At 64.8% G+C, this 24,365-nt stretch carries 17 protein-coding genes; 10 read left to right on the top strand and 7 right to left on the bottom strand.

All coding sequences use genetic code 11. The features are described from left to right. Positions 1–50: 50 nt before the first annotated feature. Both GR328_RS15250 and ung read right to left on the bottom strand, forming a co-directional pair. Positions 51–1,250: an amino acid aminotransferase gene (locus GR328_RS15250; protein WP_246215895.1), complete on the bottom strand. Its 1,200-nt coding sequence runs from the start codon at positions 1,248–1,250 to the stop codon at positions 51–53. 98 nt (positions 1,251–1,348) lie between these two features. Beyond that, complete coding sequence (ung, locus tag GR328_RS15245; protein WP_160885378.1) at positions 1,349–2,056, bottom strand: uracil-DNA glycosylase; 708 nt, start codon at positions 2,054–2,056, stop codon at positions 1,349–1,351. A gap of 197 nt (positions 2,057–2,253) precedes the next feature. On the opposite strand from ung, the gene GR328_RS15240 reads away from it, so the two are divergent. The 3 genes from GR328_RS15240 (at position 2,254) to hemH (ending at position 7,330) form a co-directional block, all read left to right on the top strand. After that, the gene (locus GR328_RS15240) at positions 2,254–3,765 is read left to right on the top strand and encodes a bifunctional metallophosphatase/5'-nucleotidase (RefSeq protein WP_246215894.1); all 1,512 of its coding nucleotides are present in this window, start codon (positions 2,254–2,256) and stop codon (positions 3,763–3,765) included. A gap of 232 nt (positions 3,766–3,997) precedes the next feature. Further along, positions 3,998–6,157 (top strand): HWE histidine kinase domain-containing protein, encoded by a 2,160-nt coding sequence (locus tag GR328_RS15235; RefSeq protein WP_160885377.1) that lies wholly within the window; start codon positions 3,998–4,000, stop codon positions 6,155–6,157. A gap of 111 nt (positions 6,158–6,268) precedes the next feature. Further along, positions 6,269–7,330 (top strand): ferrochelatase, encoded by a 1,062-nt coding sequence (gene hemH / locus GR328_RS15230; protein WP_160885376.1) that lies wholly within the window; start codon positions 6,269–6,271, stop codon positions 7,328–7,330. Here hemH and GR328_RS15225 read toward each other — a convergent pair whose 3' ends face one another. After that, positions 7,331–8,047: an alanyl-tRNA editing protein gene (locus GR328_RS15225; RefSeq protein ID WP_160885375.1), complete on the bottom strand. Its 717-nt coding sequence runs from the start codon at positions 8,045–8,047 to the stop codon at positions 7,331–7,333. A 227-nt stretch (positions 8,048–8,274) separates the two neighbouring features. Between GR328_RS15225 and GR328_RS15220 the strand changes: the two genes are divergently transcribed. Genes GR328_RS15220 through GR328_RS28285 form a run of 3 tightly spaced genes read left to right on the top strand, consistent with a single transcriptional unit; the run spans position 8,275 to position 10,036 of the window. After that, positions 8,275–9,261: an SPFH domain-containing protein gene (locus tag GR328_RS15220; RefSeq protein ID WP_160885374.1), complete on the top strand. Its 987-nt coding sequence runs from the start codon at positions 8,275–8,277 to the stop codon at positions 9,259–9,261. Next, on the top strand, positions 9,258–9,707 hold the full coding sequence (locus GR328_RS15215; RefSeq protein ID WP_160885373.1) for an NfeD family protein: 450 nt from the start codon (positions 9,258–9,260) through the stop codon (positions 9,705–9,707). The genes GR328_RS15220 and GR328_RS15215 overlap by 4 nt, the downstream gene beginning before the upstream one ends. Then, the gene (locus GR328_RS28285) at positions 9,704–10,036 is read left to right on the top strand and encodes a glutathione S-transferase family protein (protein ID WP_246215893.1); all 333 of its coding nucleotides are present in this window, start codon (positions 9,704–9,706) and stop codon (positions 10,034–10,036) included. The genes GR328_RS15215 and GR328_RS28285 overlap by 4 nt, the downstream gene beginning before the upstream one ends. A gap of 225 nt (positions 10,037–10,261) precedes the next feature. On the opposite strand, the gene GR328_RS15205 is transcribed toward GR328_RS28285, so the two are convergent. Continuing rightward, positions 10,262–11,260, bottom strand: coding sequence for a KpsF/GutQ family sugar-phosphate isomerase (locus GR328_RS15205; protein ID WP_170304128.1), 999 nt, complete (start codon positions 11,258–11,260; stop codon positions 10,262–10,264). A gap of 160 nt (positions 11,261–11,420) precedes the next feature. Further along, positions 11,421–12,287 carry a UTP--glucose-1-phosphate uridylyltransferase GalU gene (gene galU, locus GR328_RS15200; protein ID WP_160885371.1) on the bottom strand — a complete coding sequence of 289 codons (867 nt, stop codon included), beginning with the start codon at positions 12,285–12,287 and terminating at the stop codon, positions 11,421–11,423. A 264-nt stretch (positions 12,288–12,551) separates the two neighbouring features. Here galU and galE point away from each other — a divergent pair, with 264 nt between their 5' ends. The 3 genes from galE (at position 12,552) to GR328_RS15185 (ending at position 16,140) form a co-directional block, all read left to right on the top strand. After that, positions 12,552–13,538 carry a UDP-glucose 4-epimerase GalE gene (gene galE, locus GR328_RS15195; RefSeq protein WP_160885370.1) on the top strand — a complete coding sequence of 329 codons (987 nt, stop codon included), beginning with the start codon at positions 12,552–12,554 and terminating at the stop codon, positions 13,536–13,538. Between the two features lie 82 nt (positions 13,539–13,620). Continuing rightward, positions 13,621–14,847: a lytic murein transglycosylase gene (locus GR328_RS15190; RefSeq protein ID WP_246215892.1), complete on the top strand. Its 1,227-nt coding sequence runs from the start codon at positions 13,621–13,623 to the stop codon at positions 14,845–14,847. 54 nt (positions 14,848–14,901) lie between these two features. Next, a complete protein-coding gene (locus tag GR328_RS15185) occupies positions 14,902–16,140 on the top strand; it encodes an SGNH/GDSL hydrolase family protein (protein WP_160885369.1) in 1,239 nt (412 codons plus the stop codon). A gap of 282 nt (positions 16,141–16,422) precedes the next feature. Here GR328_RS15185 and GR328_RS15180 read toward each other — a convergent pair whose 3' ends face one another. Both GR328_RS15180 and gltB read right to left on the bottom strand, forming a co-directional pair. Further along, positions 16,423–17,844 (bottom strand): glutamate synthase subunit beta, encoded by a 1,422-nt coding sequence (locus tag GR328_RS15180; RefSeq protein ID WP_160885368.1) that lies wholly within the window; start codon positions 17,842–17,844, stop codon positions 16,423–16,425. A 17-nt stretch (positions 17,845–17,861) separates the two neighbouring features. Beyond that, entirely contained in the window at positions 17,862–22,580 is a 4,719-nt protein-coding gene (gene gltB / locus GR328_RS15175; protein WP_160885367.1) for a glutamate synthase large subunit, read from the bottom strand. Positions 22,581–23,196: 616 nt separating this feature from the next. Between gltB and GR328_RS15170 the strand changes: the two genes are divergently transcribed. Next, on the top strand, positions 23,197–24,273 hold the full coding sequence (locus GR328_RS15170; RefSeq protein ID WP_160885366.1) for a threonine aldolase family protein: 1,077 nt from the start codon (positions 23,197–23,199) through the stop codon (positions 24,271–24,273). The last annotated feature ends 92 nt before the right edge of the window (positions 24,274–24,365 follow it).

Here is a 24,365-nt window from a genome sequence, read left to right as displayed (position 1 = left end):
TCGGGATCACCGGCACAGGGCCGGCAATGGCGAGTAAGGTTCGGCAAGCCCTACGCTTGGCTTGCCGCGACGAAGCTCTCGGCGACCTTCGGCACGTTGTCCGCGTTGAGACCCGCCACGCACATGCGGCCCGATCCCACGAGATAGACGCCGTCCTTCTCGCGCATGTCGCGGACCTGCTGCTCGCTCAGGCCCGTGAAGCTGAACATGCCGCGCTGGCTCAGGAGGAAATCCACGTCCACCTCGTTCGACAGGGCGCGGATGCGCTCGGCGAGGAGCCTGCGCATGGCATCCATGCGGGTGCGCATTCCGTCGACCTCGGCGATCCACCGGGCGCGCAGCGTGTCGTCGCCGAGCACGGTTGCGACGAGAAGGCCGCCGGTCATCGGCGGGCTCGAATAGCTGCGGCGCACCGCGAGCTTCAGCTGTCCCAGCACGCGCTCGGCCTCGTCCGCGTCGCGGCAGACGATGCTCAGGCCTCCGCAGCGCTCCCCGTAGAGCGAGAAGTTCTTCGAGAAGGAATTGGCCACGAGGCAGCTGGCGCGCTCCGCGAAGCGGCGCACGAAAGCGGCATCCGCCTCGATGCTGGTGCCGAAGCCCTGATAGGCCATGTCGAACACCACGATATGACCCTTGGCGACGAGCACGTCGGTCACGGCGGTCTGCTGCTCCTCGCTCAGGTCCACGCCGGTCGGGTTGTGGCAGACGGGCTGGAGAATCACGATGGACCCCGCCTCGGCGGCTTCCAGCGCCCTGACCATGCCCGTAAAATCGACCGATCTGTTGGCGCGGTCCCAATAGGGATAGGTCGTCGTCCTGAAGCCTGCCCGCTGGAACAGGCCGTGATGGTTCTCCCAGGTCGGGTCGCTGACGAGAACGGTGCGGCCGGGCGTGTGCTTGGCCAGAAAGTCGGCCGCGATGCCGACCGCTCCCGTGCCGCCGATGGTCTGGATCGTCGCGATGCGCTTCTCTGCACGGGCCGGGTGCCCGCCGCCGAAGACCAGCTTCTGCACGCCCTCGCGATAGCCGGGATGGCCTTCCATGGGGAGATAGGGCCGCTCCGCGAAGCCGATCCGCTCATAGGCGGACCTGACGGAGCCCAGCACCGGAATGCGGCCCTTCTCGTCCGTATAGACGCCGATGCTGAGATTCACCTTCTCCGCCCGGGGATCGGCCTTGAAGCTGTCGTTCAGGGACAGGATCGGGTCACCCGCGAAGGGCTCCACATGTCCAAACAGTGATTCCGTCATGCTGATCTCCAGGGTGTCGCGGTCGCATTCCGCGAGAGACCTACTCCCCGGCCCGTTTCCCGGCAAGGCTCTTCGTGGGGCGCCGCATTCCCGTATGATCAGGAGGCGAGCCGCCAGTCGATGGGCTCCAGGCCCTTCTCGACCAGCCAGTCGTTGGCGCGGCTGAAGGGGCGGGTCCCTTTGAAGTCGTTGAGGCGGTTGAGGGGAGAGGGATGCCCCGCTTCGATCACGAGGTGCTTCCCGCGATCGACGAGCGCGGCGCGCTTGCGGGCAGGAGCACCCCAGAGCAGGAACGCGACGGCGGGTTGCCGCGCGGAAACGGCGGCGACGGCCTGATCGACCAGGTCGGACCAGCCGAACCTCATATGCGCGCCCGATTTCCCGGCCTCGACCGTCAGCGCCGTGTTGATGAGCAGCACGCCCTGTTTCGCCCATTTCGTCAGGTCGCCCGATGCCGGCATGGGGGCATCCAGATCCGACGACATTTCGGCGAGGATCGTGCGCAACGAGGCGGGCAGCCTCCGCGCGCCGCGGTAGGAGAATGCAAGCCCATGGGAATCCCCCGGGGTAGGGTAGGGGTCCTGACCGAGGATCACGACCTTGACCTTGTCGAGAGGGGTCAGCCTGAGGCTGGTAAAGACCGCCTCGGGCGGCGGAAGCACATGACCGCCGCCGGCAATCACGGTGTCGACCTTTGCGGCGACCCGGTCGGCGCTGCCATCCTGAAAGAAGGGAAGCGCCAGCCAGGAGGCGGCCTGACGGTTGCGGCGGAACTCTGCAAGGGCTTGGCTGATGGGACCTGTCATGAAAGCCGTGCCTTTCGGGTAGGGGAACGCATGGGCGTCGTGTCAGATGGTGTCTAGCCGGCAGGGATGAAAATGGCATCACCCCGTGTCCGCGTTCGAGGCGCGGAGGACATCGACAGGATATTGTTTCTGTGACACGCTTCCTGTCTAGGCTCCCGGCCGTCCGCTCTGGGCGCCGCCCGATACGAGGATCCGTGATGATATCGACTAGCCGACCCTCCGCTGCCCTGCGTGCCGGTCTCCTGGGATTGTCCCTGCTCCTGTCCGGCACCGCTCTGGCGCAGGAAACCGTGACCCTGCGCTTCGTCCAGACCAACGACATCGACCGCATGAGCGCCGAGAAGGGGCGCGGCGGCTTCGCCCGGCTGGCGACCGTGATCAAGGAGGAGAAGGCGAAGGGCAATGCCTTCTTCGTCCATGCGGGCGACACCATTTCGCCCTCGCTGCTGTCGGGTTTCGACAAGGGTGCGCACGTGATCGACATCCTCAACCGCATGGGCGTCGATGCGATGGTGCCGGGCAACCATGAGTTCGACCTCGGCCCCGACGCCTTCCGGGCCCGCATGAGAGAGGCCAAGTTCGACGTCCTGGCCACCAACATCATCGACGGCAACGGCCTGCCTGTGAATACCAAGCCCGACAAGATGGTCGAGGTGCAGGGGGTCAAGGTCGGCTTCTTCGGCCTCACCACGGAGGAGACGCCCATCGCGTCGAGCCCCGGCGACATCAGGTTCGCCTCCACCATCGACACGGCCCGCACCAAGGCCAAGGAATTGCGCGAGAAGGGCGCCGACATCGTGGTCGCCCTCGCTCATACCCCGCTCGAAGTGGACATGATCATCGCCCGCTCCGCCGGGGTGGACGTGATCATCGGCGGTCACGACGAGCATCTTCTGGCCTTCTACGACGGCAAGGTGGTTCTGTCCGAGTCCGAATCCCAGGCCAACTACATCAACGTGGTCGAGCTGGCCGTCACGAAAACCACCAAGGACGGCCAGACCCGCGTCACCTGGATGCCCAATTTCCGCATCGTCGACAGCGCCGGCGTAAAGCCCGATCCGGAGATCGAGGCCGTGGTGAAGGGCTACGAGGACAAGCTCTCCAAGGAACTCGATGTGGAGATCGGCGTCACCGAGACGCCCCTCGACAGCCGCCGGGCCACGGTGCGCGGCGGCGAAGCCGCCATCGGGAACCTGATCGCCGATGCCCTCAGGGCCTCCGTCGGAGCCGACGTGGCCATCACCAATGGCGGCGGCATTCGCGCGGACAAGCAATATGAGGCCGGACAGAGACTGACCCGGCGCGACATTCTGTCCGAAATGCCCTTCGGCAACACCACGGTGCTGCTCGAGGTGAAGGGCGAGCAGATCAAGGCGGCGCTGGAGAACGGCGTGAGCCAGGTGCGCGAGCTCGGCGGCCGTTTCCCGCAGGTCTCCGGCATCGTGGCCGAGGTCGATGTGAAGGAGCCGGTGGGCAGCCGGGTGAAATCGGTGAAGATCAACGGAGAACCGCTCGATCCTGCCAAGACCTACAGGCTCGCCACCAACGACTTCATGGCCCGCGGCGGCGACGGCTACCGGGTCTTCGCAGACGCCAAGTCCCTCATCGACGTATCGGCCAGCCAGCTCATGGCGAGCCAGGTGATCGAGTATGTGGCCAAGGCCGGGAAAGTCGCGCCCAAGGTCGAGGGACGCATCGTCCTGCGCTGACCCCCGAGGCGCAGGCAATCGCCGCCGGGATCGCGAGAGATCCCGACGTTTCTTTTTCAAGGGGGGAGGGGCCTAATTTTACCCCTCCATCTCTCGCCGAGGCTGTGTCATGGTGGCCCGCCTGATGCGAATCGCAGCACCAACACGACCTGTTTCATTGCAGTTTTCACCGCGACCGGAGCCTAGAAGCCTGTCCGTCAAGCGCCGCCGCCAGCGGCTGGCGCGGGGCCGCTTGACCCTGATCATGGGTCTTTTCGGTGTTGCCTTCATCCTCATCACCTTCGGCTACATCGCCTGGGAGCAGCGCAGCCGCCTGATCCAGCGCCACGAGGCGGATATCGCCAGCAACGCCTTTTTCCTGGCGGATCATACGGCTCGCCTTCTCGAGGTCACCGATCTCACCCTCAGGCAGCTGAGCATGCAGTTCGAGGGAGGCAGCTGGGATCGGATCGAGACATCGAGGCCGCATTGGCAGCATCTCAAGGAAGTCAAGGAAACGCTGCCATATTTCGACAATCTCTGGCTCAGCGACTCGACGGGGCGCCTGCGGATGACCACGGCGCAGTTTCCGGCCCCGCCATCGAACGTGTCGGACAGGGATGCCTTCAAGGCTCAGGTCCGACCGGGTCAGGGGCTTTTCGTCGGCGAGCCGATCATCAGTCGGATCACCAAGCGCCCGACCTTCATGATCAGCCGCCGCCTCAGCGGCCCGAACAACACCTTCCACGGCATCATCTCGGCCACCGTCGCGCTGTCCTATTTCGAGGCCTATTGGGGCAAGCTGCGCCTGCCGAAGGGCAACCGCATCACGCTGCTGCGCACCTCGGACGGTGGCGTCATCGCGCAATTGCCCCTGCCGCCCGACGGCCTGTCGTTCGCTCCCATCGACAAGGCGGCTCTCGACGCAGCGATCGAGCGGAACCGCGCCGCCGGACACTATTACTTTCTCAGCAACGGCGAAAAGCGGACCGGAGCCTACCGCAGGGTCGGCGATCGGCCGCTCTATGTCAGCGTCAGCATTCCCGACGATGCCTATTGGGTGCCCTGGACGGTCCAGATGAAGCTCTACGGCGCCTTCGCGCTGATCGCTCTTCTGGCTCTGGCCGCGCTCACCTCCCTGGCGTCCCAGCAGTTCCGGGAGCAAGCCGCCAACGAGGCGTTCCTGCAAAAGGAAGTCGCTCTGCGCACCAGCGAATTGCAGGCCGAAACGGCGGCGCTCGAGGTGCTCAACCGGACGGGCCGGGCGCTTGCGGCCGAACTCGACTTGGACCGCCTCGTCGAAAGCGTGGTCGAGGCAGCGGTGCTTCTCACCGGCGCGCAGGCCGGCGCCTATTTCTCCAACCGCAGGGATGGCTCCGGGGGCGAGGCGCGGACCGAGGATTACGGGCTCTACACGTCGGGAGGAGCCCGCACGGCCTTTACGAAGCTCCCCAGCGACAAGATCTGCAGAGCCGTCTTCGAGCAGGGCCGGGTCCTGCGGTTCGACGACGTCTCCGACGATCCGGAATTCGGAGGGCCGGGCGGCGGGGCCTCTTCCCCGGACGGGGCCAGGGCGCGCAGCATCATGGCGGTTCCGATCTCCTCGCGGAATGGGCAGATTCAAGGATTGCTCCTCTTCGCCCACGAGCGGGCGGGAGCGTTCACGGATCGTGCCGAGCGCCTCGTGACAGGCCTTGCCGCGCAGGCGGCCATCGCCCTCGAGAACGGCCGCCTCTACAGCGAGGCGCAGCACGAGATCGAGGAGCGCAAACAGGCGCAGAACCAGCAATCCTTCCTGATCCGCGAGCTGCACCACCGGGTGAAGAACACCCTGGCGACCGTACAGGCGGTGGTGGGCGCTACGGCTCGCTCGACCTCGAGCATCGACGATTTCTACAAGGCCTTCGTGGGGCGCATCGTCTCGCTCGCCAACACCCATTCCCTGCTGACCGAGGCCCTGTGGCAGACTGCACCCCTGCGGGACATCCTGGAAAAGGAATTGACTCCCTATAATGATGCGTCCGGCGGACGGGTCACGCTCCACGGGCCTGCCGTGGAGTTGCCGTCCGAGATCGCCGTTCCCATCGGCATGGCCATTCACGAGCTGACGACGAATGCCGCGAAATACGGGGCTCTTTCCGTGCGCAACGGCAAGGTTTCCGTGACATGGGACGTGCACGAGGAGGATGGCGGCGAAAAGCGTCTCGCCATGACCTGGCAGGAGCGGGGCGGGCCGAGCGTCTCGCAGCCGGAGCGGCAGGGTTTCGGTTCGCGCCTCCTGCACCGGGTTCTGACGACGCAGCTCAACGCCAAGGTCGAGGTCGAATACGACCCGGCCGGTCTGCGCGTCGCCATCGATGCGCCGCTCAGGGCCACGGCGAACCTGAGCCCGCCGATCCGAGAGCGGTCTTGAACCACGTCAAAGTGAAACAGAACGCATTGGCGTAACGGGAAGAAAGCCACTATCTAGGACCCATTCCGAGCGGGATCCGCCCCGGATCCCGCGGCCAAGGGGCTTCGATCCATGAATGAACGCGTGAGCATGACCGAGACCAGCCAGGGCGTACGTCCGGCGGATCATCCGCCTGTGAAGGCGGGGCGGATCGGCGTGCTTCTGATGAATCTCGGAACGCCGGAGGGCACCACCTATTGGCCCATGCGGCGCTACCTGAAGGAGTTTCTTTCCGACCGCCGCGTGATCGAGACCCCGCGCCTGCTCTGGTGGCCGATCCTCAACCTGATCATCCTCACCAAACGCCCCAGCGCGAAGGGCCGCGACTACGCCTCGATCTGGAACAACGAGCTCGACGAAGGTCCGCTGAAAACCATCACCCGCAACCAGGCCGAAAAGGTCACCGCGCATCTGAAGAGCATCGCCGGCGACAAGATCTCCGTAGATTGGGCCATGCGTTACGGCAAGCCCGAGGTGCGCGAGCGAATCCAGGCGCTGCTCGACCAGGGCTGCGACCGCATCCTGCTGGTGCCGCTCTATCCGCAATATGCGGCGGCAACGTCCGCGACGGCCTGCGATCAGGCCTTCCGCGCCCTCATGGACATGCGCTGGCAGCCGACGGTGCGCGTCTCGCCGCCCTATCACGATGATCCGGTCTACATCGAATCCGTCGTCGCATCGATGAAGCAGGAACTCGCCAAGCTCACCTTCGAGCCGGAGGTGATCCTCGTCTCCTTCCACGGCGTGCCGAAGGAATACCTGCTTAAGGGAGATCCCTATCATTGCCACTGCGCGAAGACTTGGCGACTGATGCGCGAAGCCTTCGGCTGGCCTGCGGACAAGTTCCGCATGAGTTTCCAGTCGCGCTTTGGAAAGGCGGAGTGGCTCCAGCCCTATACGGACAAGACAGTGGAAGCACTGGCGAAAAGCGGCGTGAAGCGCATGGCCATCGTGGCGCCGGGCTTCTCCGCCGATTGCCTGGAGACCCTGGAGGAGCTCAACGGCGAGAACAGGGAGATCTTCATGCACAATGGCGGTGAGGAATTCGCCTATCTGCCGTGTCTCAACGACAGCCCCGAGGGCATGCGCGTGATCAACCACATCGTAGAGCGCGAACTCCAGGGCTGGATTTGATCAATCGGCGAAGCCGACGCGGATGCGCCGGTTTTGCTTTCCTTTGTTGTCGACCTTCAGAATCCGAACGGGACGGGCCAGACCCGTGGAAGTTAGGTGCGTCCCGCCACAGGCCTGCCGGTCGAGGCCGGCGATCTCTACGATCCGCACCGATCCATCCTCCTGCGGCGGAGGCGAGACGGATTTGCTGCGGAACATGCCCGCCTCCGCCTCGGCTTCAGTCCAGGGCATGTGGAAGGTGCGGATCGCAAGGTCGTGACGGATGACGTCGTTGATGGGGCCGTCCAAGGACCGCAGCCAGTCGGGATGAGTTCCCGGCATATCGAAATCGACGCGGAAGGTGCCGTCGGCCGCCAGTTGCGCGCCCGTCAGCAGCGCGCCACCGAAATCCCGATAGACGATGCTGTTGAGCACGTGCGCCAACGTGTGCAATTCGCACATGAGCCGGCGAAATTCCGCCTCGACTTTGGCCATCACCATTCCCTGAACGGTGATGGGCTCGGCAAACACATGCCAGAGTCCATGCGGATCGGGCTCGATCCTCTCGACGCTCAGCACGCCGCCTGACCATTCGAGAAAACCCCTATCGGCCACCTGTCCCCCGCCGCCCGGAAAGAAGGGCGAATGAGCCAGCAGAACTGCGCCGGGACGTGAATCGAGCACGAGCGCTTCGAGTTCGAGCTGATCCGGATGATCCTGGCAAAAATAACGCGGCATGGTGTGTTATTCAGCGATGGTAGGTGCAGAATAGCAGCTTGGAAGGCACCCGCTAGCGCATCGTGCGAAAAAATGGACCCGATTTTCGTCAAGAACGATACGCTGCTTGAAAGAGGGCGCGCAGGATGGGCCCAGAGGTGGAGGCACCTTTGGGGCCGATGCTATAGGAGTTCCTGCTCCCATCGGGTAGTCTGCCTGCTTTGCAACTTCGTTGCTCGGGGGAAGGGATGTTGGGTGGTTTCGATATCTTCGTGATCGTTCTCGTGCTCGTGGTCGTGGTGACGATCGCGATGGGGGTGAGAACGGTGCCGCAAGGGTATGCCTATACGGTGGAGCGCTTCGGCCGTTACTCGCGCACGCTCACGCCGGGCCTCGCCCTAATCATTCCCTATATCGAGCAGATCGGGAAGAAGGTGAACGTCATGGAGCAGGTGCTCGACGTTCCGAGCCAGGAAGCGTTCACCCGGGACAATGCGGGCGTCACCATCGATGCGGCCGCCTTCTATCAGGTGCTCGATGCGGCGCGTGCCTCCTATGAGGTGGCGGATCTCAACCAGGCCCTGCTCGTGCTGACCATGACCAACATCCGTACGGTTGTCGGATCCATGGATCTGGATCAACTCCTGTCCCATCGCGACGAGATCAACGAGCGGCTTCTGCGCGTGGTCGATGCGGCGGCATCCCCCTGGGGAGCCAAGGTCACCCGCGTCGAGATCAAGGACATTCTCCCGCCGCAGGATCTCGCCGGTGCCATGGCCCGGCAGATGAAAGCCGAGCGCGAGAAGCGCGCCGCGGTGCTGGAGGCGGAAGGTCTGCGGCAGGCGGAAATCCTGCGGGCCGAAGGCGAGAAGCAGGCGCAAATCCTTTCAGCGGAAGGCCGCAAGGAAGCGGCCTTTCGTGACGCGGAGGCGCGTGAGCGCCTCGCGGAGGCGGAGGCAAGGGCCACCAGCATGGTGAGCGACGCGATCACCCGCGGTGATCTCGCGGCCGCCAACTTCATCGTGGCGGAGAAATACATCGACGCCATCCGCAGCCTCGCCACCGCTCCCAACCAGAAGGTCGTGATCGTGCCCATCGAAGCGGCGGGCCTCGCAGGCACCCTGGGCGGCATCGCGGAGCTCACGAAATCCGTGTTCGGCGGCGATGGCGGCGCAACCGCGTCGAAGCCCGCGCGCAGCGTACCCGCGGTGACAAAGGGCGCGGAGTACCCATGATTCGGGAGGCGTTCATCGGTCTCGGCGCCTGGGGCTGGATCATTCTCGGACTCGTGCTGATCGGCGCCGAGCTGATGGCGCCCGGGATCTTCTTCATATGGCTGGGGCTGGCGGCCATCGTGACGGGCGTGCTCGATGCGGCGCTCGATCTCTCCTGGCAGGCCTCCCTCATTCTGTTCGCGCTACTGTCGGTCGCGGCGGTGCTCCTGGGACGATACGTCACCCGCTCGAAGGAATCGCCCGAATCTTCCGCTTATCACCTCAATCAGCGCGGACAGACGCTGGTCGGACGCGTGTTTACGCTGGAGACGCCGATCAAGGACGGTGAGGGGCGCATCCGCGTCGATGACAGCTCATGGCGTGTCACCGGCGCGGATCGACTCGCTGGCGCCAAGGTCCGGGTCGTTCGCGTGGAAGGCTCGACTCTCGTCGTCGACGATCCTTGAGCACCCGGAGGCGAGCAGATCTCGCATCGGCACTGGACGTGCACCCCTTCTCGTCCTATCGCCAGAAGGTGGTCACCGCACTCTACGAGAACGGGACGTCCTTCGAATACCGGATGTTCGATAACGAGCGGGCGAGTGCCGAGCTGGCGGCCCTCTGGCCGATCGGACGCTTCCCGGTCCTGGTCGATGGCGGGCGTACCATTCCCGAGGCGAGCATCATCATCGATCATCTCGGTCTCCGTCATCCCGGGCCGGTGCGGCTCATCCCGGACGATCCGCGTGCGGCTCTCGACGTGCGGATGATGGACCCTTCTTCGACATTTACGTGATGACGCCGATACAGTGGATCGTGGCTGATCGCCTCCGCCCGGAGGCCGATTGCGATCCCTACGGCCCCACCGAAGCAAGACCAATGCTCGACACGGCCTGTGCATGGGTCGACCGCGCATTGGCCGGACGGGAATGGGCGACGGCCTCACCATGGCCGACTGCGCGGCTGCCCTGACATTGTTCTACGCAGATTGGACGCATCCGATCGGGACTGAGGGCGAAAGTTATGCGGCGCCTGCCCGCAGCAGGTCGAGGTAGTGCACGAGGCCGACAGGCCTGTCGTTCTCCACCACGATCAGCGCGGTGATGCGCGCGGTTTCCTCGATCTCGAGCGCGGTGGCCACCAGCGCATCCGGCGCGATGGTGCGCGGCGTGCGGGTCATGATGGCGGTGATCGGCAGGCTGCCGAGATCGGGGCGAAGGTTGCGGCGCAGGTCGCCATCGGTGACGATGCCGGCAAGCGTGCCGTCCGTGTTGACCACGATGACGGAGCCGAAGCCCTTCCGGCCGATCTCTTCGATGGCCTGATCCATGCGGGCCTCGACGCCGATGATCGGCAGGCGCTCGTCCTTGTGCATGATGTCGCGCACGAGCTTGAGGCGCGCACCGAGCTTGCCGCCAGGATGGAACACGCGGAAATTCTCGGCCGTGAAGCCCCGCCTCTCGAGCAGCGCGATGGCGAGGGCATCGCCGAGCGCCAGCTGAATGGTGGTGGAGGTGGTGGGCGCAAGCCCGTTGGGGCAGGCCTCCTTGGCCTTCGGCAGCGCCAGGCAGACATCGGCGGCTTGGCCCAGGGTCGAGGATGCGTTCGAGGTGAAGGCGATCAGCGGCACCCGGAAACGCTTGGCATAGCCGATGATGTCGGCGAGCTCGGCGGTCTCGCCGGACCAGGACAGGGCGAGGATCACGTCGTCGGTCTGCACCATGCCCAGGTCGCCATGGCTGGCTTCCGCCGGGTGGACGTAATAGGCGGGGGTGCCGGTCGAGGCGAGGGTGGCTGCGATCTTTCGGCCCACATGGCCGGATTTGCCCATGCCGGTGACGATGACCCGCCCCCTGGCGGATGCGATCGTCTCGACGGCGGAGGTGAAGGAGGGGGCGAGCCCGTTGCCGATGGCTTCCATCAGGACGGACAGGCCCTCGCGCTCGGTGTCGAGCGTGCGAAGGGCCGAGGCGATAGCCTGCTGGACGTGCGAAACGGGTTTGGTCTGTGCGAGTGCCATGGCCGCCCTATAGCGCATCGTGCGGAAAAGTGGACCCGGTTTTCCGCATGAGCGATGCGCTTTCAAGGATTGAGCATCGGATAGGACCCCGAAGTGGATCCCACTTTTGAGTCCGATGCTCTAGCACAATCGCGCGGCCATGGGTAATCCTGAAACCCGCTCACTGTCCGCGCAGGAGGGCCTCCAGCTCCTGCCGGAAGACGGGCCCGAGGTCCTCGCGCTCCAGGGCATAGGCCACGTTGGCCATCAGAAACCCGATTTTCGAGCCCGTATCGTAGGTTGTACCCTCGTATTTCATGCCGAAGAACTTCTGGTCCTTCATCAGGCGGATCATGGAGTCGGTGAGCTGGATCTCGTTGCCAGCGCCGCGCTCCTGGTTGGAGAGCAGATCGAAGATCTCGGGCTGCAGGATGTAGCGGCCGGAGATGATGTAATTGGAGGGGGCGGTGCCCTTCGGGGGCTTTTCCACCATCCCCGTGATCTCGAAGGTTTGGCCGAATTCCTCGCCTACCGAGACGATGCCGTATTGATGGGTCTGGTCCTCCGGCACCTCCTCCACGGCGATGATATTGCCGCCGTGCTTCTCGTAAGCGGCGAGCATCTGCTCCATGGAGCCACGGCTGAGCATGTCGGGCAGGAGGACGGCGAAGGGCTCGTCGCCCACGAGTTCGCGGGCGCACCAGACGGCATGGCCGAGTCCTAAGGGCTCCTGCTGGCGGGTGAAGCTCGTCTGGCCGGCTTTCGGCTGATCCTTCGTCAGAAGCTCCAGCTCCTTCGTCTTTCCGCGCGCTTCCAGGGTCTGGTTCAACTCGTAGGCAATGTCGAAATGGTCCTCGATCACGGCCTTGTTGCGGCCGGTGACAAAGATGAAATGCTCGATCCCGGCGGCCCGGGCCTCGTCCACCACATGCTGCACCACGGGGCGATCCACCACGCACAGCATCTCCTTCGGCACCGCCTTGGTGGCGGGAAGGAAACGGGTGCCGAGACCGGCAACAGGAAGGACTGCTTTGCGAATGCGCTTCATCGATCAAGCCATGTTTGAGCAGAGAGTAGAGGGAGGTCAATCTAAGGCAGGGCAGGCAAAAGAAAACCGTTTACCGTCAAGCTTAGGCTCCTCTTAACGCCCGGCGCGCTGCCTTGTTGCACCGGGGCCGGGTCTTCTTTGCGGCTCGGGACCTGAATTGAAGCTGAAGCGTTTGGGTTAGGCTACGACGGCATCGGGCCGGGGAGGGGCGCTCTCCCTTTCCGCGCAATGCGCCAGGTCGGGCAGATCTCGGGGAGAACGGATATGGCGGTATTGGTGACGGGCGGCGCGGGTTATATCGGCAGCCACATGGTGCTCGAGCTGTTGGATGCGGGCGAGCAGGTGGTGGTTCTCGACAACCTGTCCTCCGGATTCCGCTGGGCCGTCCCTCCGGAGGCCGCCCTCGTCGTGGGCGACGTGGGCGACCAGGAACTGGTGACCAGGATCGTCGAGGAACACGGGATCGACAGCATCATGCATTTCGCGGCCCGGATCGTGGTGCCCGAATCGGTCACCGATCCGCTGGGTTACTATTTCAACAATACGGTGAAGACCCGCTCCCTGGTCGAGACGGCGGTTCGGACGGGCATCAGGAACTTCGTCTTCTCCTCCACGGCTGCCGTCTACGGCAATGCCGATGCGCCGCTGCTCGCCGAGGACAGGCCCCTGTCCCCGATCAATCCTTACGGCCGCAGCAAGCTCATGAGCGAATGGATGCTCCAGGACGCCCATGCGGCCCATAGCCTGCGCTATGCGATCCTGCGCTATTTCAACGTGGCGGGCGCGGATCCGAAGGGCCGCTCGGGTCAGTCGACCCCCCACGCCACCCATCTCATCAAGGTGGCGGCTCAGGCGGCCCTCGGCCAGCGCCCCCATCTCGACGTATTCGGCACGGACTACGAGACGCCGGACGGCACCTGCATTCGCGACTACGTTCAGGTGAACGACCTCGCCCGCGCGCATCTTGCCGCACTGAAATCCTTGCGCGAGGGCGGCGATTGCGCCGTTCTGAACTGCGGCTACGGTCACGGCGCCTCGGTTCTGGAGGTCGTGGACGTGGTCAAAAGAGTCTCAGGCGTCGATTTCGAGGTACGCCTCGGTCCCCGCCGCCCGGGCGATCCGGCTCGGCTCGTGGCCCAAGTGGACCGCATCCAGGGCCTCGGATGGCAGCCGCAGCATGACAATCTGGCCGAGATCGTCGATCAGGCCCTGCGGTGGGAACACATTTTGGCGGCGCGCAAAGCCGCATAACCCCCCTCTATCAACCGGCTGTTAACTCTCTTAGTGTCGCAATGGCGGGGTCAATTCCGCCCCATTCCGACGAGCGACATTCATGCAGCTGCCGCTTCTCTCGATGCGCCGCCTCGGCGGTGCCCTCCTTCTCGGTTTGAGCCTCATCATCGGCGTGGAGGGCCCGATTCGGCCGGTCCAGGCACAGGGGGGGACGGAGGCTGGATTCCAGCGCTTCGTGCAGGGCCTGTGGCCGACGGCCAAGGCGCGCGGCGTCTCGCGCGCCACCTTCGATGAGGCCTTCCGGGGCGTCGAGCCCGATCCGAAGATCATCGCGCTCACCAAAAAGCAGTCGGAGTTCGTCCGCCCGATCTGGGACTACATCAACGGCTCGGTTTCGGCTCAGCGCCTCCGGCGCGGCCGCGAGATGGCCGCCGAATGGCCGAAGACCCTGACCGCCATCGAGAAAACCTACGGCGTTCCGCGTTCCGTGATTCTCGGCGTCTGGGGCATGGAAACCAATTTCGGCAGCTTCACCGGCTCAATCTACGCGGTACGGGCCCTCGCGACGCTCGCCTATACGGGCTACCGGGGCGACTTCTTCAAGAAGGAGCTGCTCGATGCGCTCCAGATCCTCGAAGAGGAGCACATCAGCCGCGACAAGATGCTGGGCTCCTGGGCCGGGGCCATGGGGCAGACCCAGTTCATGCCTTCGAGCTTCTTGAAATATGCCGTGGACGGCAATCGCGACGGGGTGCGCGACATCTGGTCCTCCGTGCCCGACGCCATGGCCTCGACCGCCAATTACCTGCGCCGGCAGGGCTGGGAGCCGGGTCTGCCCTGGGGCTTCGAGGTCAGGCTGCCGGCGCGGTTCGACTTCAGGTATCTGAAGCTGAGCTTCGCCGAATGGCAGGCCCTGGGCCTGCGCCGGGCCGACGGAAAGGCCATGCCGCGGGCGGGGGAGGCGAGCCTATTCCTGCCGGGCGGAGCGGGCGGACCGGCTTTCCTGGTCACGCGCAATTACGACGTCATCAAGAGCTACAACTCGTCGGATGCCTATGCCATGGGCGTGGCCCATCTCGGCGACCGGATCATGGGAGGGCTGCCGATCCAGGGATCCTGGCCCAAGGACCAGCCCCTTCTCGGCAAGGACGAGCGCCACGAGCTGCAGGTGCGCCTTGCGCGGCTGGGCTTCTACGAGGGCGAGATGGACGGCAAGTTCGGGTCGAAGACACGGGAAGCCGTGCGGAACTTCCAGCTCGGACGCGGCTTGATTCCCGACGGTTACGCCGATTACGCGGTCCTGCGCGAATTGCGCGCGGCCCGCTGACGGATCCGGTGAAAGCCCTATAAAACGGGTGGTCCGGATCAACATGGAACCACCATGCGTTTGCTGACGATCCTTGGCCTGCTGACTTTGAGCCTGTTTCTCGCCCTGGGAAGCGGTCAGTCGGTCTTGGCGCAAGGTTATTACTATTACCCGCCGCAGCAGCAGCCGCAACGGCCCTACCGAGATCCCAGAGCCTATCCGCCGGGCTATTATCCCGGAAAGCTCGTTCAGCCGGCGCAGCCTCGGCAGGGATTCAGCCTGCGACGCTTCTTCGGAACCCCCGAAGAACCGCGGGCGCCGGCGCGCGCTCCTGTCGCCAAGCCGCGCAAAGCTCCACAAGCTACGAGCGTCGCGCGCTCTGAAAAGCCCAAGGTGGATCCCAGCACCCACATCGTGGTCTTCGGCGATTCCCTAGCCGAGTTCGCGCGCCAGGGGCTCGAGGCGGCCTATGGGGAGAATCCTGATGTCGCCGTGGTGGGCAGGATTCGAAGCGGCAGCAATCTGGTGCGCAGTGATCCGGCGGATTGGCCGAACTTCATCAGATCGACCCTCGATTCCGGCCAGAAGGCGACCGTCGCCATCGTCATGCTGGGCCTGAGCGACCGCCAGAATCTGCAGGAGGGCGAGGAACGGATCGAGCTGCTCTCCGACCGCTGGAAGGAACTCTACGGGCAGCGGATCGACGGGATCCTGAACGCCTTCAGGGAACGCAACATTCCCGTGGTCTGGATCGGCCTGCCGCCCATGAAGAGCAGCAAGCTCTCCGAGGATCTCCTGGCCATGAACACCGTCTATCAGGAGAATGTGCAGCGCCACGGCGGGGCTTACGTCGATATTTTCCCCGGATTCGTGGACGACGAAAATCACTACACCTCCACCGGCCCCAACGTGGACGGCGAGCCTGCACGGCTGCGCACCGGCGATGGCGTCTCCTTCACCAAGGCGGGTGCGCGCAAGATCGCCTTCTTTGCGGATGTGGAGATCAAGAAGATCCTGGAATCGATCCGCACCGGCACGCCGGTCGCGACCGCTCCGACCGCAGTCTCGGGCATTGAGGCCGCTCTTCCCGCACCGCCGGATGCTGCCGCTCCGGTTTCCCTTCCCAGCAAGCCCCTGGTCGGCCCCGTCCTGCCGCTGACGCGTCAGGACGTGACGCCGGGCGGAACCCTGATCTCCGGCGTGCCGAAGCTGAACGGCGATCATGCCTATCCCGTGCAGCGCGCGCTGCGCAATGGCATCGCGCCAAGCTCCCGCCCAGGGCGCGCGGACGACTTCCGCTGGCCGCGAAGCTGACGAATCCAAATCGAGGAAGGGCTTTTCGGAAACGGCGCGCTGCCGGCTCTCCCCCAACAGGGAGAAAGCCAGGCTCTCAATCCTGCGCCCGAGGGCCGGGTCGCGTTCCGCCGCTTTCCCTCCCCCTGCGGGCTCTCCTCCCCGTCATCGCCGCCTCGGACTTGATCCGAGGATCAGTCCCGGCGATCTCGATCGGAAAAGCCTTGCGCCTTATTGAAGCGTCATCACCGGCACGAGGCCGGTGATGACGTGGCGGGGAAGGACAATGCAGCGTGCCGACGATCACACCGGCAGGTTGCTGTCGCCCATCAGATAGGTGTCGATAGCGCGCGCGGCCTGGCGGCCCTCGCGAATCGCCCAGACGACGAGGGACTGGCCGCGGCGCATGTCTCCCGCCACGAAGACCTTATCGTTGGAGGTCCTGTAGCTACTGTCGTCCGCCACCACGTTGCCGCGCCTGTCCATGGCGACGCCGGACTGCTCCAGCAGGCCCTCCTTGACGGAACCCGCAAAGCCGATGGCGATGAAGACGAGGTCGGCCTTGAGCGTGAACTCGGTGCCCGGGATCGGCTGACGCCTCTCGTCCACGCGCGCGCATTGCACCCCGGTGGCCTGCCCCTTCTTGCCGACGATGCCGAGCGTCGCAGCCTGGAACTCGCGCTCGGCGCCCTCGGCCTGGCTGGAGGAGGTGCGCATCTTCGTCGGCCAGTACGGCCACACGGTCAGCTTGTCCTCGCGCTCCGGAGGCCTGGGGCGAATGTCGAGCTGCGTGACGGAGAGCGCGCCCTGGCGGAACGCGGTGCCCACGCAGTCGGAGGCCGTGTCTCCGCCGCCGATGACCACGACGTGCTTGCCGCCTGCGAGGATCTGCTCGTCGGTGACATCCTCACCGCCCACGCGCTTGTTGGACTGGGTCAGATAGGGCATCGCGTAATGCACGCCCTTCATATCCTGGCCCGGCAGGTTCGGGTTGCGCGGATCTTCTGCGCCGCCGGCGAAGAGTACCGCGTCGTACTCGTTGTGAAGTGAGGCGAAGCTGCGGTCCACGCCGATATTGATACCACAATGGAAGGTGACGCCCTCGGCCTCCATCTGCTTCACGCGGCGGTCGATGTGGTACTTCTCCATCTTGAAGTCCGGAATGCCGTACCGGAGCAGGCCGCCCGGCTTCGCCTGACGCTCGAATACATGAACGTCGTGGCCCGCGCGGGCGAGCTGCTGCGCAGCGGCAAGGCCCGCAGGGCCCGAGCCGATGATGGCGACGCGCTTGCCGGTGGAGAAGCCTGCGGGTTCAGGCTTGATGTAGCCCATCTCCCACGCCTTGTCGGCAATGGCCTGCTCGATGGTCTTGATGGTGACCGGCTGGTTTTCGAGGTTCAGGGTGCACGCTTCCTCGCACGGGGCGGGGCAGATGCGGCCGGTGAACTCGGGGAAGTTGTTGGTGGTGTGGAGGTTGGCTGCGGCCTGCTCCCAGTCGCCCTGCCAGACCAGATCGTTCCAATCGGGGATCTGGTTGTGCACCGGACAGCCCGTCGGCCCGTGGCAGAACGGGATGCCGCAATCCATGCAGCGGCCCGCCTGTTTCTTCAGATCGCTGTCGTCGAGCGGCAGGGTGAACTCGCGGAAGTGGCGCACGCGCTCACCGGCGAGCTGATACTTCTGCTCCTGGCGGTCGTATTCGAGAAAGCCTGTGACCTTACCCATCGGTTTGCCCCTTATCCTTATTCCGCTGCCTGCAGGTTCCGGAGACGATCCATCTCCTGGAGCGCGCGACGGTATTCGACCGGCATCACCTTCACGAACTTGGTGCGGAAGGTCGCCCAGTTGTCGAGGATCTCCTTCGCGCGGGCCGAGCCCGTATAGGTGTGGTGATTGGTGATGAGCTGCATCAGGCGCTCTTCATCGGGGCCTGACATGTTGGCCATGATGTCGATGCGTCCCTTGGTCTCCAGGTCCCCTCCGTGATGGTGGAGGCGGCGCATGAGATCCTCCTCCTCCTCGACGGGTTCGAGATCGACCATGGAGAGATTGCAGCGCTTGGAGAACGTGCCGTCCTCGTCGAGCACATAGGCGATGCCGCCCGACATGCCCGCCGCGAAGTTGCGGCCGGTTTGTCCCAGCACGACCACGAGGCCGCCGGTCATGTACTCGCAGCCGTGATCGCCCGTGCCTTCCACCACCGCGATGGCGCCGGAATTGCGCACGGCGAAACGTTCGCCCGCGACGCCGCGGAAATAGGCTTCGCCGGAGATCGCGCCGTACATCACCGTATTCCCGACGATGATGGAGCGCTCAGGTTGAGCCTTCGAATGCGGCGACGGCTTGATGACGATCTTGCCGCCCGACAGGCCCTTGCCGACATAGTCGTTCGCCTCACCCTCCAGGTTCAGCGTCACGCCGGCGGCGAGCCATGCGCCAAAGCTCTGGCCCGCCGTGCCCTTCAGGTTCACGGTGATCGTGTCGTCCGGCAGGCCCTCGTGGCCGTAGCGCTTGGCGACCTCGCCCGAGAGCATCGCGCCTACGGAGCGGTCGGAGCTGCGCACGCCCGCCTCGATGGTGACGGCCTCGCCATGATCCAGCGCGGGACCGGCCTGAGCGATGAGCTCGCGGTCGAGCACGTTCGCGATCGGATGAGCCTGACGCTCCTGATGGCGGACCGCCACATGCGGAGGAACATCGGGCTTGTGGAAGAGCTTCGTGAAGTCGAGGCCCTTCGCCTTCCAGTGGTCGATGGCCGCGTTCTTGTCGAGGAGATCGGACCGGCCGATCAACTCGTCGATGGAGGTGAAGCCCATCTCGGCCATCAACTCGCGCACTTCCTCGGCGACGAAGAAGAAGTAGTTGATGACGTGCTCTGGCAGGCCCTTGAAGCGCTTGCGCAGAACCGGATCCTGCGTGGCCACTCCCACCGGGCAGGTGTTCAGGTGGCACTTGCGCATCATGATGCAGCCCGCAGCGATCAGCGGCGCGGTCGAAAAGCCATACTCGTCGGCGCCGAGCAGCGCCGCGATCACCACGTCGCGGCCGGTGCGCAGGCCGCCGTCCGCCTGCAGCGCCACGCGGCCGCGCAGGCGGTTGAGGACGAGGGTCTGCTGCGTTTCGGCGAGGCCGATCTCCCACGGCGAGCCCGCATGTTTGAGCGAGGTGAGGGGAGAGGCGCCCGTTCCGCCTTCGAAGCCCGAGATGGTGATGTGATCGGCGCGCGCCTTCGCGACGCCGGCCGCCACCGTACCCACGCCCACTTCCGACACGAGCTTCACCGAAACGTCGGCCTGAGGATTCACGTTCTTCAGGTCGAAGATCAGCTGGGCGAGATCCTCGATGGAGTAGATGTCGTGGTGCGGCGGCGGAGAGATGAGGCCCACGCCCGGGGTCGAGTGGCGCACGCGGGCGATCTTGGCATCGACCTTGTGGCCGGGCAGCTGGCCGCCTTCGCCGGGCTTCGCACCCTGCGCGACCTTGATCTGCATCATGTCCGCGTTGACGAGATATTCCGTCGTCACGCCGAAGCGGCCCGAGGCTACCTGCTTGATGGCGGAACGCTTGGAGCGTCCGTCCGGAAGAGGACGGAAGCGCTCCGGTTCCTCGCCGCCCTCGCCGGTGTTGGACTTGCCGCCGATGGCGTTCATGGCCAGTGCCAGGGTCTCGTGCGCTTCCTTCGAGATCGAGCCGAAGGACATGGCGCCGGTGGAGAAGCGCTTCACGATCTCCTGCGCGGGCTCGACTTCTTCCAGCGGAACCGGCGTGCGGCCCGCCTCGTCCGCCTTCCTGATGCGGAAGAGGCCGCGGATTGTCTTGAGCTCGTTGTCCTGCTCGTTCACGAGGCGCGCGAATTCGCGGTAGCGCTCCTGCGCGTTAAGGCGCACGGCGTGCTGGAGCGTGGCGACCGTATCCGGGTTCCAGGCATGCACCTCGCCACGCTGACGATAGGCGTAATCGCCGCCCACATCGAGCGCGTTACGATAGATCGGCGCGTCGCCGAAGGCGTCGCGGTGGCGGCGTACGTTCTCCTCCGCCACTTCGTCCATGCCGATGCCTTCGATGGTGGTGGCGGTGCCGAAGAAATCGCGCCCCACGAAGTCGGACTTGAGACCGACCGCATCGAAGATCTGCGCGCCGCAATAGGACTGATAGGTGGAGATGCCCATCTTGGACATGACCTTCAGGAGGCCCTTGCCGATGGACTTGATGTAGCGCTTGATCGCCTCGTCGGCGTCCACCTCTTGCGGCAGCTCGCCGGACTCGTGCATAGCCGCGATGGTCTCGAAGGCGAGATACGGGTTGATCGCCTCCGCGCCGTAGCCGGCCAGGCACGCGAAGTGATGGATTTCGCGCGGCTCGCCGCTCTCGACCACAAGGCCGACCGAGGTGCGCAGGCCCTTGCGGATGAGGTAGTTGTGCACGGCGGCGGTGGCGAGGAGCGCGGGGATCGGGATTCGATCCGGCCCCACCATGCGGTCGGAGAGGATGATGATGTTGTAGCCGCCGTGAACTGCCGCTTCCGCACGGTCGCAGAGGCGGTCGAGCGCACCGTCGAGGGCGGATGCGCCGAGTTCGGCGTCATAGGTGATGTCGAGGGTCTTCGTGTCGAAGCGGTCCTCGAAGTGGCCGATGCAGCGGATCTTCTCCAGATCCTCGTTGGTGAGGATCGGCTGGCGCACTTCAAGTCGCTTGCGGCGCGAGGTGCCTTCGAGATCGAGGATATTCGGACGCGGTCCGATGAACGAAACGAGGCTCATGACGAGTTCCTCGCGGATCGGATCGATCGGCGGGTTCGTCACCTGGGCGAAGTTCTGCTTGAAGTACGTATAGAGAAGCTTCGGCTTGTCCGAGAGGGCGGAGATCGGGGTGTCGGAGCCCATGGAGCCCACGGCCTCCTGGCCGGTGACGGCCATCGGCTGCATGAGCAGCTTCAAGTCTTCCGCCGTGTAGCCGAAGGCCTGCTGGCGGTCGAGGAGCGACACGTCGGTGCGCGACTCGCGCGCCTGCACGGGCTTCAGGTCCTCCAGCACGATCTGGGTGCGCTTCAGCCACTCCTTGTAGGGGTGCGCGTTGGAAAGCTGCTGCTTGATCTCGTCGTCGGAGATGATGCGGCCTTCCTCAAGATCGATGAGGAGCATCTTGCCCGGCTGCAGGCGCCACTTCTCGACGATCCTCTCTTCCGGGATCGGCAGCACGCCCATCTCGGAGGCGAGCACCACGAGGCCGTCGTCGGTCACGAGGTAACGGGCGGGGCGAAGGCCATTGCGGTCGAGCGTCGCGCCGATCTGCTTGCCATCGGTGAAGCACACGGCGGCCGGGCCGTCCCACGGCTCCATGAGAGCGGCGTGATATTCGTAGAACGCGCGGCGGTCGTCGTTCATGAGCGGGTTGCCCGCCCATGCTTCGGGGATCAGCATCATCATGGCATGCGACAGCGAGTAGCCGCCGCGCACAAGGAATTCGAGCGCGTTGTCGAAGCAGGCGGTGTCGGACTGGCCTTCGTAGGAGATCGGCCAGAGCTTGGAGATGTCGTTGCCGAAGAGCTCCGAATCGACGGAAGCCTGCCGCGCGGCCATCCAGTTGACGTTGCCGCGCAGCGTGTTGATCTCGCCGTTATGCGCGACCATGCGGTAGGGATGCGCGAGCTGCCAGGTCGGGAAGGTGTTGGTGGCGAAGCGCTGGTGCACGAGAGCGATGGCGCTCTCGAAGCGCGGGTCCTGGAGGTCGAGATAATATTGACGCAGCTGGGTCACGAGCACCATGCCCTTGTAGACGATGGTGCGCGAGGACAGGCTCACCGGATAATAGCCGGCGGTGCGCTCGTCCTTCATGTCGTAGACGGCATTCGAGATGACCTTGCGGGCGATGAACAGGCGACGCTCGAAAGTCTCCTGGTCGTCCATTCCCTTGCCCTTGCCGATGAAGATCTGGCGGTGCAGGGGCTCGGTGGCCTTCACGCTCTCGCCGAGATCGCTCGAATCGACAGGCACCTCGCGCCAGCCGAGGACCTGCAGGCCTTCGTCGATGATCGCCTTTGAGACGATCTCTTCGACCAGCTTGAAGCCCTCCGGATCACGCGGCATGAACAGGTGGCCGACGCCATACTGCCCTTCCTCGGGCAGCCAGATGCCGAGCTTGGCGCATTCGGCGGCAAAGAATTTGTGCGGGATCTGAACCAAGATGCCGCAGCCGTCGCCCATCTTGGGATCCGCACCCACCGCGCCGCGGTGGTCGAGATTGTGCAGGATCGACAGCCCCTGCTCGACGATGGTGTGAGACTTGCGATTCTTCATGTCGGCGATGAAGCCGACACCGCAGGAATCCTGCTCGTGATGCGGATGATAGAGGCCCTGAGGGGCAGGCAGGCCCGGGTCGCGCATGAATTTCACGGTATCCGCCGTCGTGGCCGTGCGGCTTGGCACTTCGTTTTCCAGGCTCTTCGTTGGCACGTTGCTCATGGCAGATCCTTACATCCGAACACGTCTTCAAGGTGTTTGAGGCGGTTTTCGGGCCCGTCGGATGGTTGGATCTTCCGGATGCCCGCCGCTTCCCGCGTCTTGCGAGGCTCGGGTCACCGGAGGGAGAGCCCGCACCTCGCGGGCATCCCAGGCTTGAATTCAGCCCAAAGTTGCCCGCCCCGCCCGCGCTTTGCGGGCAGGTTTTTCGGTATCTCGCGTCGTTCGCATTTGACGAAGCATCAAGAAAACCTCAGGCCGTGGGGTGCAGGCACCCCAAATGGGACAGTATCGCTGTCCTAATAGGGGCAAATTGCCAGAGAACCAGGAAGGGCACAAGAGGGTTTAGAAAAATTTTAGATAAAAGTTACAAGCAGCCAACCTGGAATGTAACAAAAGCAACCTTTGCTGCGCGGAAACGAAAGTCTTCGCCGATGGGTCAACGATCTTGACATGTCGGCTCTCATGGGGAGGCTGCGCCGGTCCGGTGCAGCGTGGCCCTTCGGTTCGCTGACGCGGGCCACCCGGTTCCACAGCGGGCGATGCGCCGCTTCAAGAAGGGAGCATCGGAGCGAAGGGCGGCGGCCGCCCTTCGCTCCGATGTTCAAGGAGACGATCGATGAATTTCGCAAGCGACAATATCGTGGGCGCCAGTCCCCCGGTTCTGCAGGCCCTGACCCAGGCCAATGTGGGGGCCATGGCGGCCTATGGGGGCGATGAGATCACCAGGCGGGTGAAGGCGCGCTTCAACGAGATCTTCGAGCGGGAGGTCTCCGTGTTCCTCGTGACCACCGGCACCGCCGCGAACGCGCTTGCGCTCTCCTCCGCGGTGCCGCCCTACGGCCTGTGCGTCTGTCACCGGGAGGCGCATGTCATCGACGACGAATGCGGCGCGCCGGAATTCTTCATGCACGGAGCCAAGCTCGCAGGCCTGCCGGGGGTTGGTGCGAAGCTCACGGCTGAGGGGGTCTCGGCCTATCTGCGAGGGCTCCCCCGGGCCGTGAAGCAGATGCCGCCCAAGGCCCTGTCGATCTCGCAGGTATCCGAATGCGGCCTCGTCTACGACCTCGGCGAGCTCAAGGAACTCGGCGATCTCTGCAGGGAGCACGGGCTTGCCTTCCACATGGACGGGGCGCGCTTCGCCAATGCCCTCGTTTCGCTCGGCTGCACCCCGGCGGAGATGACCTGGAAGCAGGGCGTGGACATTCTGTCCTTTGGCGGGACGAAGAACGGGTGCCTGATGGCGGAGGCCATCGTGGTGTTCAGGCCGGAACTCGCCGAATCGCTCGATTACCGGTCCAAGCGCGCCGGTCAGATCGTTTCCAAGGGCCGCCTGATCTCGGCGCAGTTCGAGGGCTATTTCGCCGGCGATCACTGGTATGAAAATGCCCGCCACGCCAACCGCTTGGCGAAACTCCTCTCGGCGGGGCTCTCGGAGCTTCCCGGCGTGCGGCTGGCCTGGGAAACCCAGGCCAACGAGGTCTTCCCGATCATCCCGGCCGCCATGGACAAGGCGCTCAAGGAGGCGGGCGTGCTGTATCATCCCTGGACGGAGCTGAGTCTGCCCGCAGGCGAGACGGTGGGGCCGAACGAGGCTTTGATCCGCCTCGTGCTCTCCTTCGCCACCCGGGAGGAAGACGTGCACAGGGTGCTCGCCATCGCCCGCTCGGCCTCCTCCCGGCAGGCGGCGGAGTGATCTTCCCACAGCCTTGCCCTAACCCTGCCGCATTCACCCGCGATGTGTGACCCCACGAGACCTTTACCAACGGGGCTCACCTCCAAGCCCCG

The organism is Microvirga makkahensis, assembly GCF_009830105.1.
GTDB lineage: Bacteria > Pseudomonadota > Alphaproteobacteria > Rhizobiales > Beijerinckiaceae > Microvirga > Microvirga makkahensis.
Note: the sequence above shows the minus strand (reverse complement) of the source record. Positions and strands in the feature narration are given on the sequence as shown.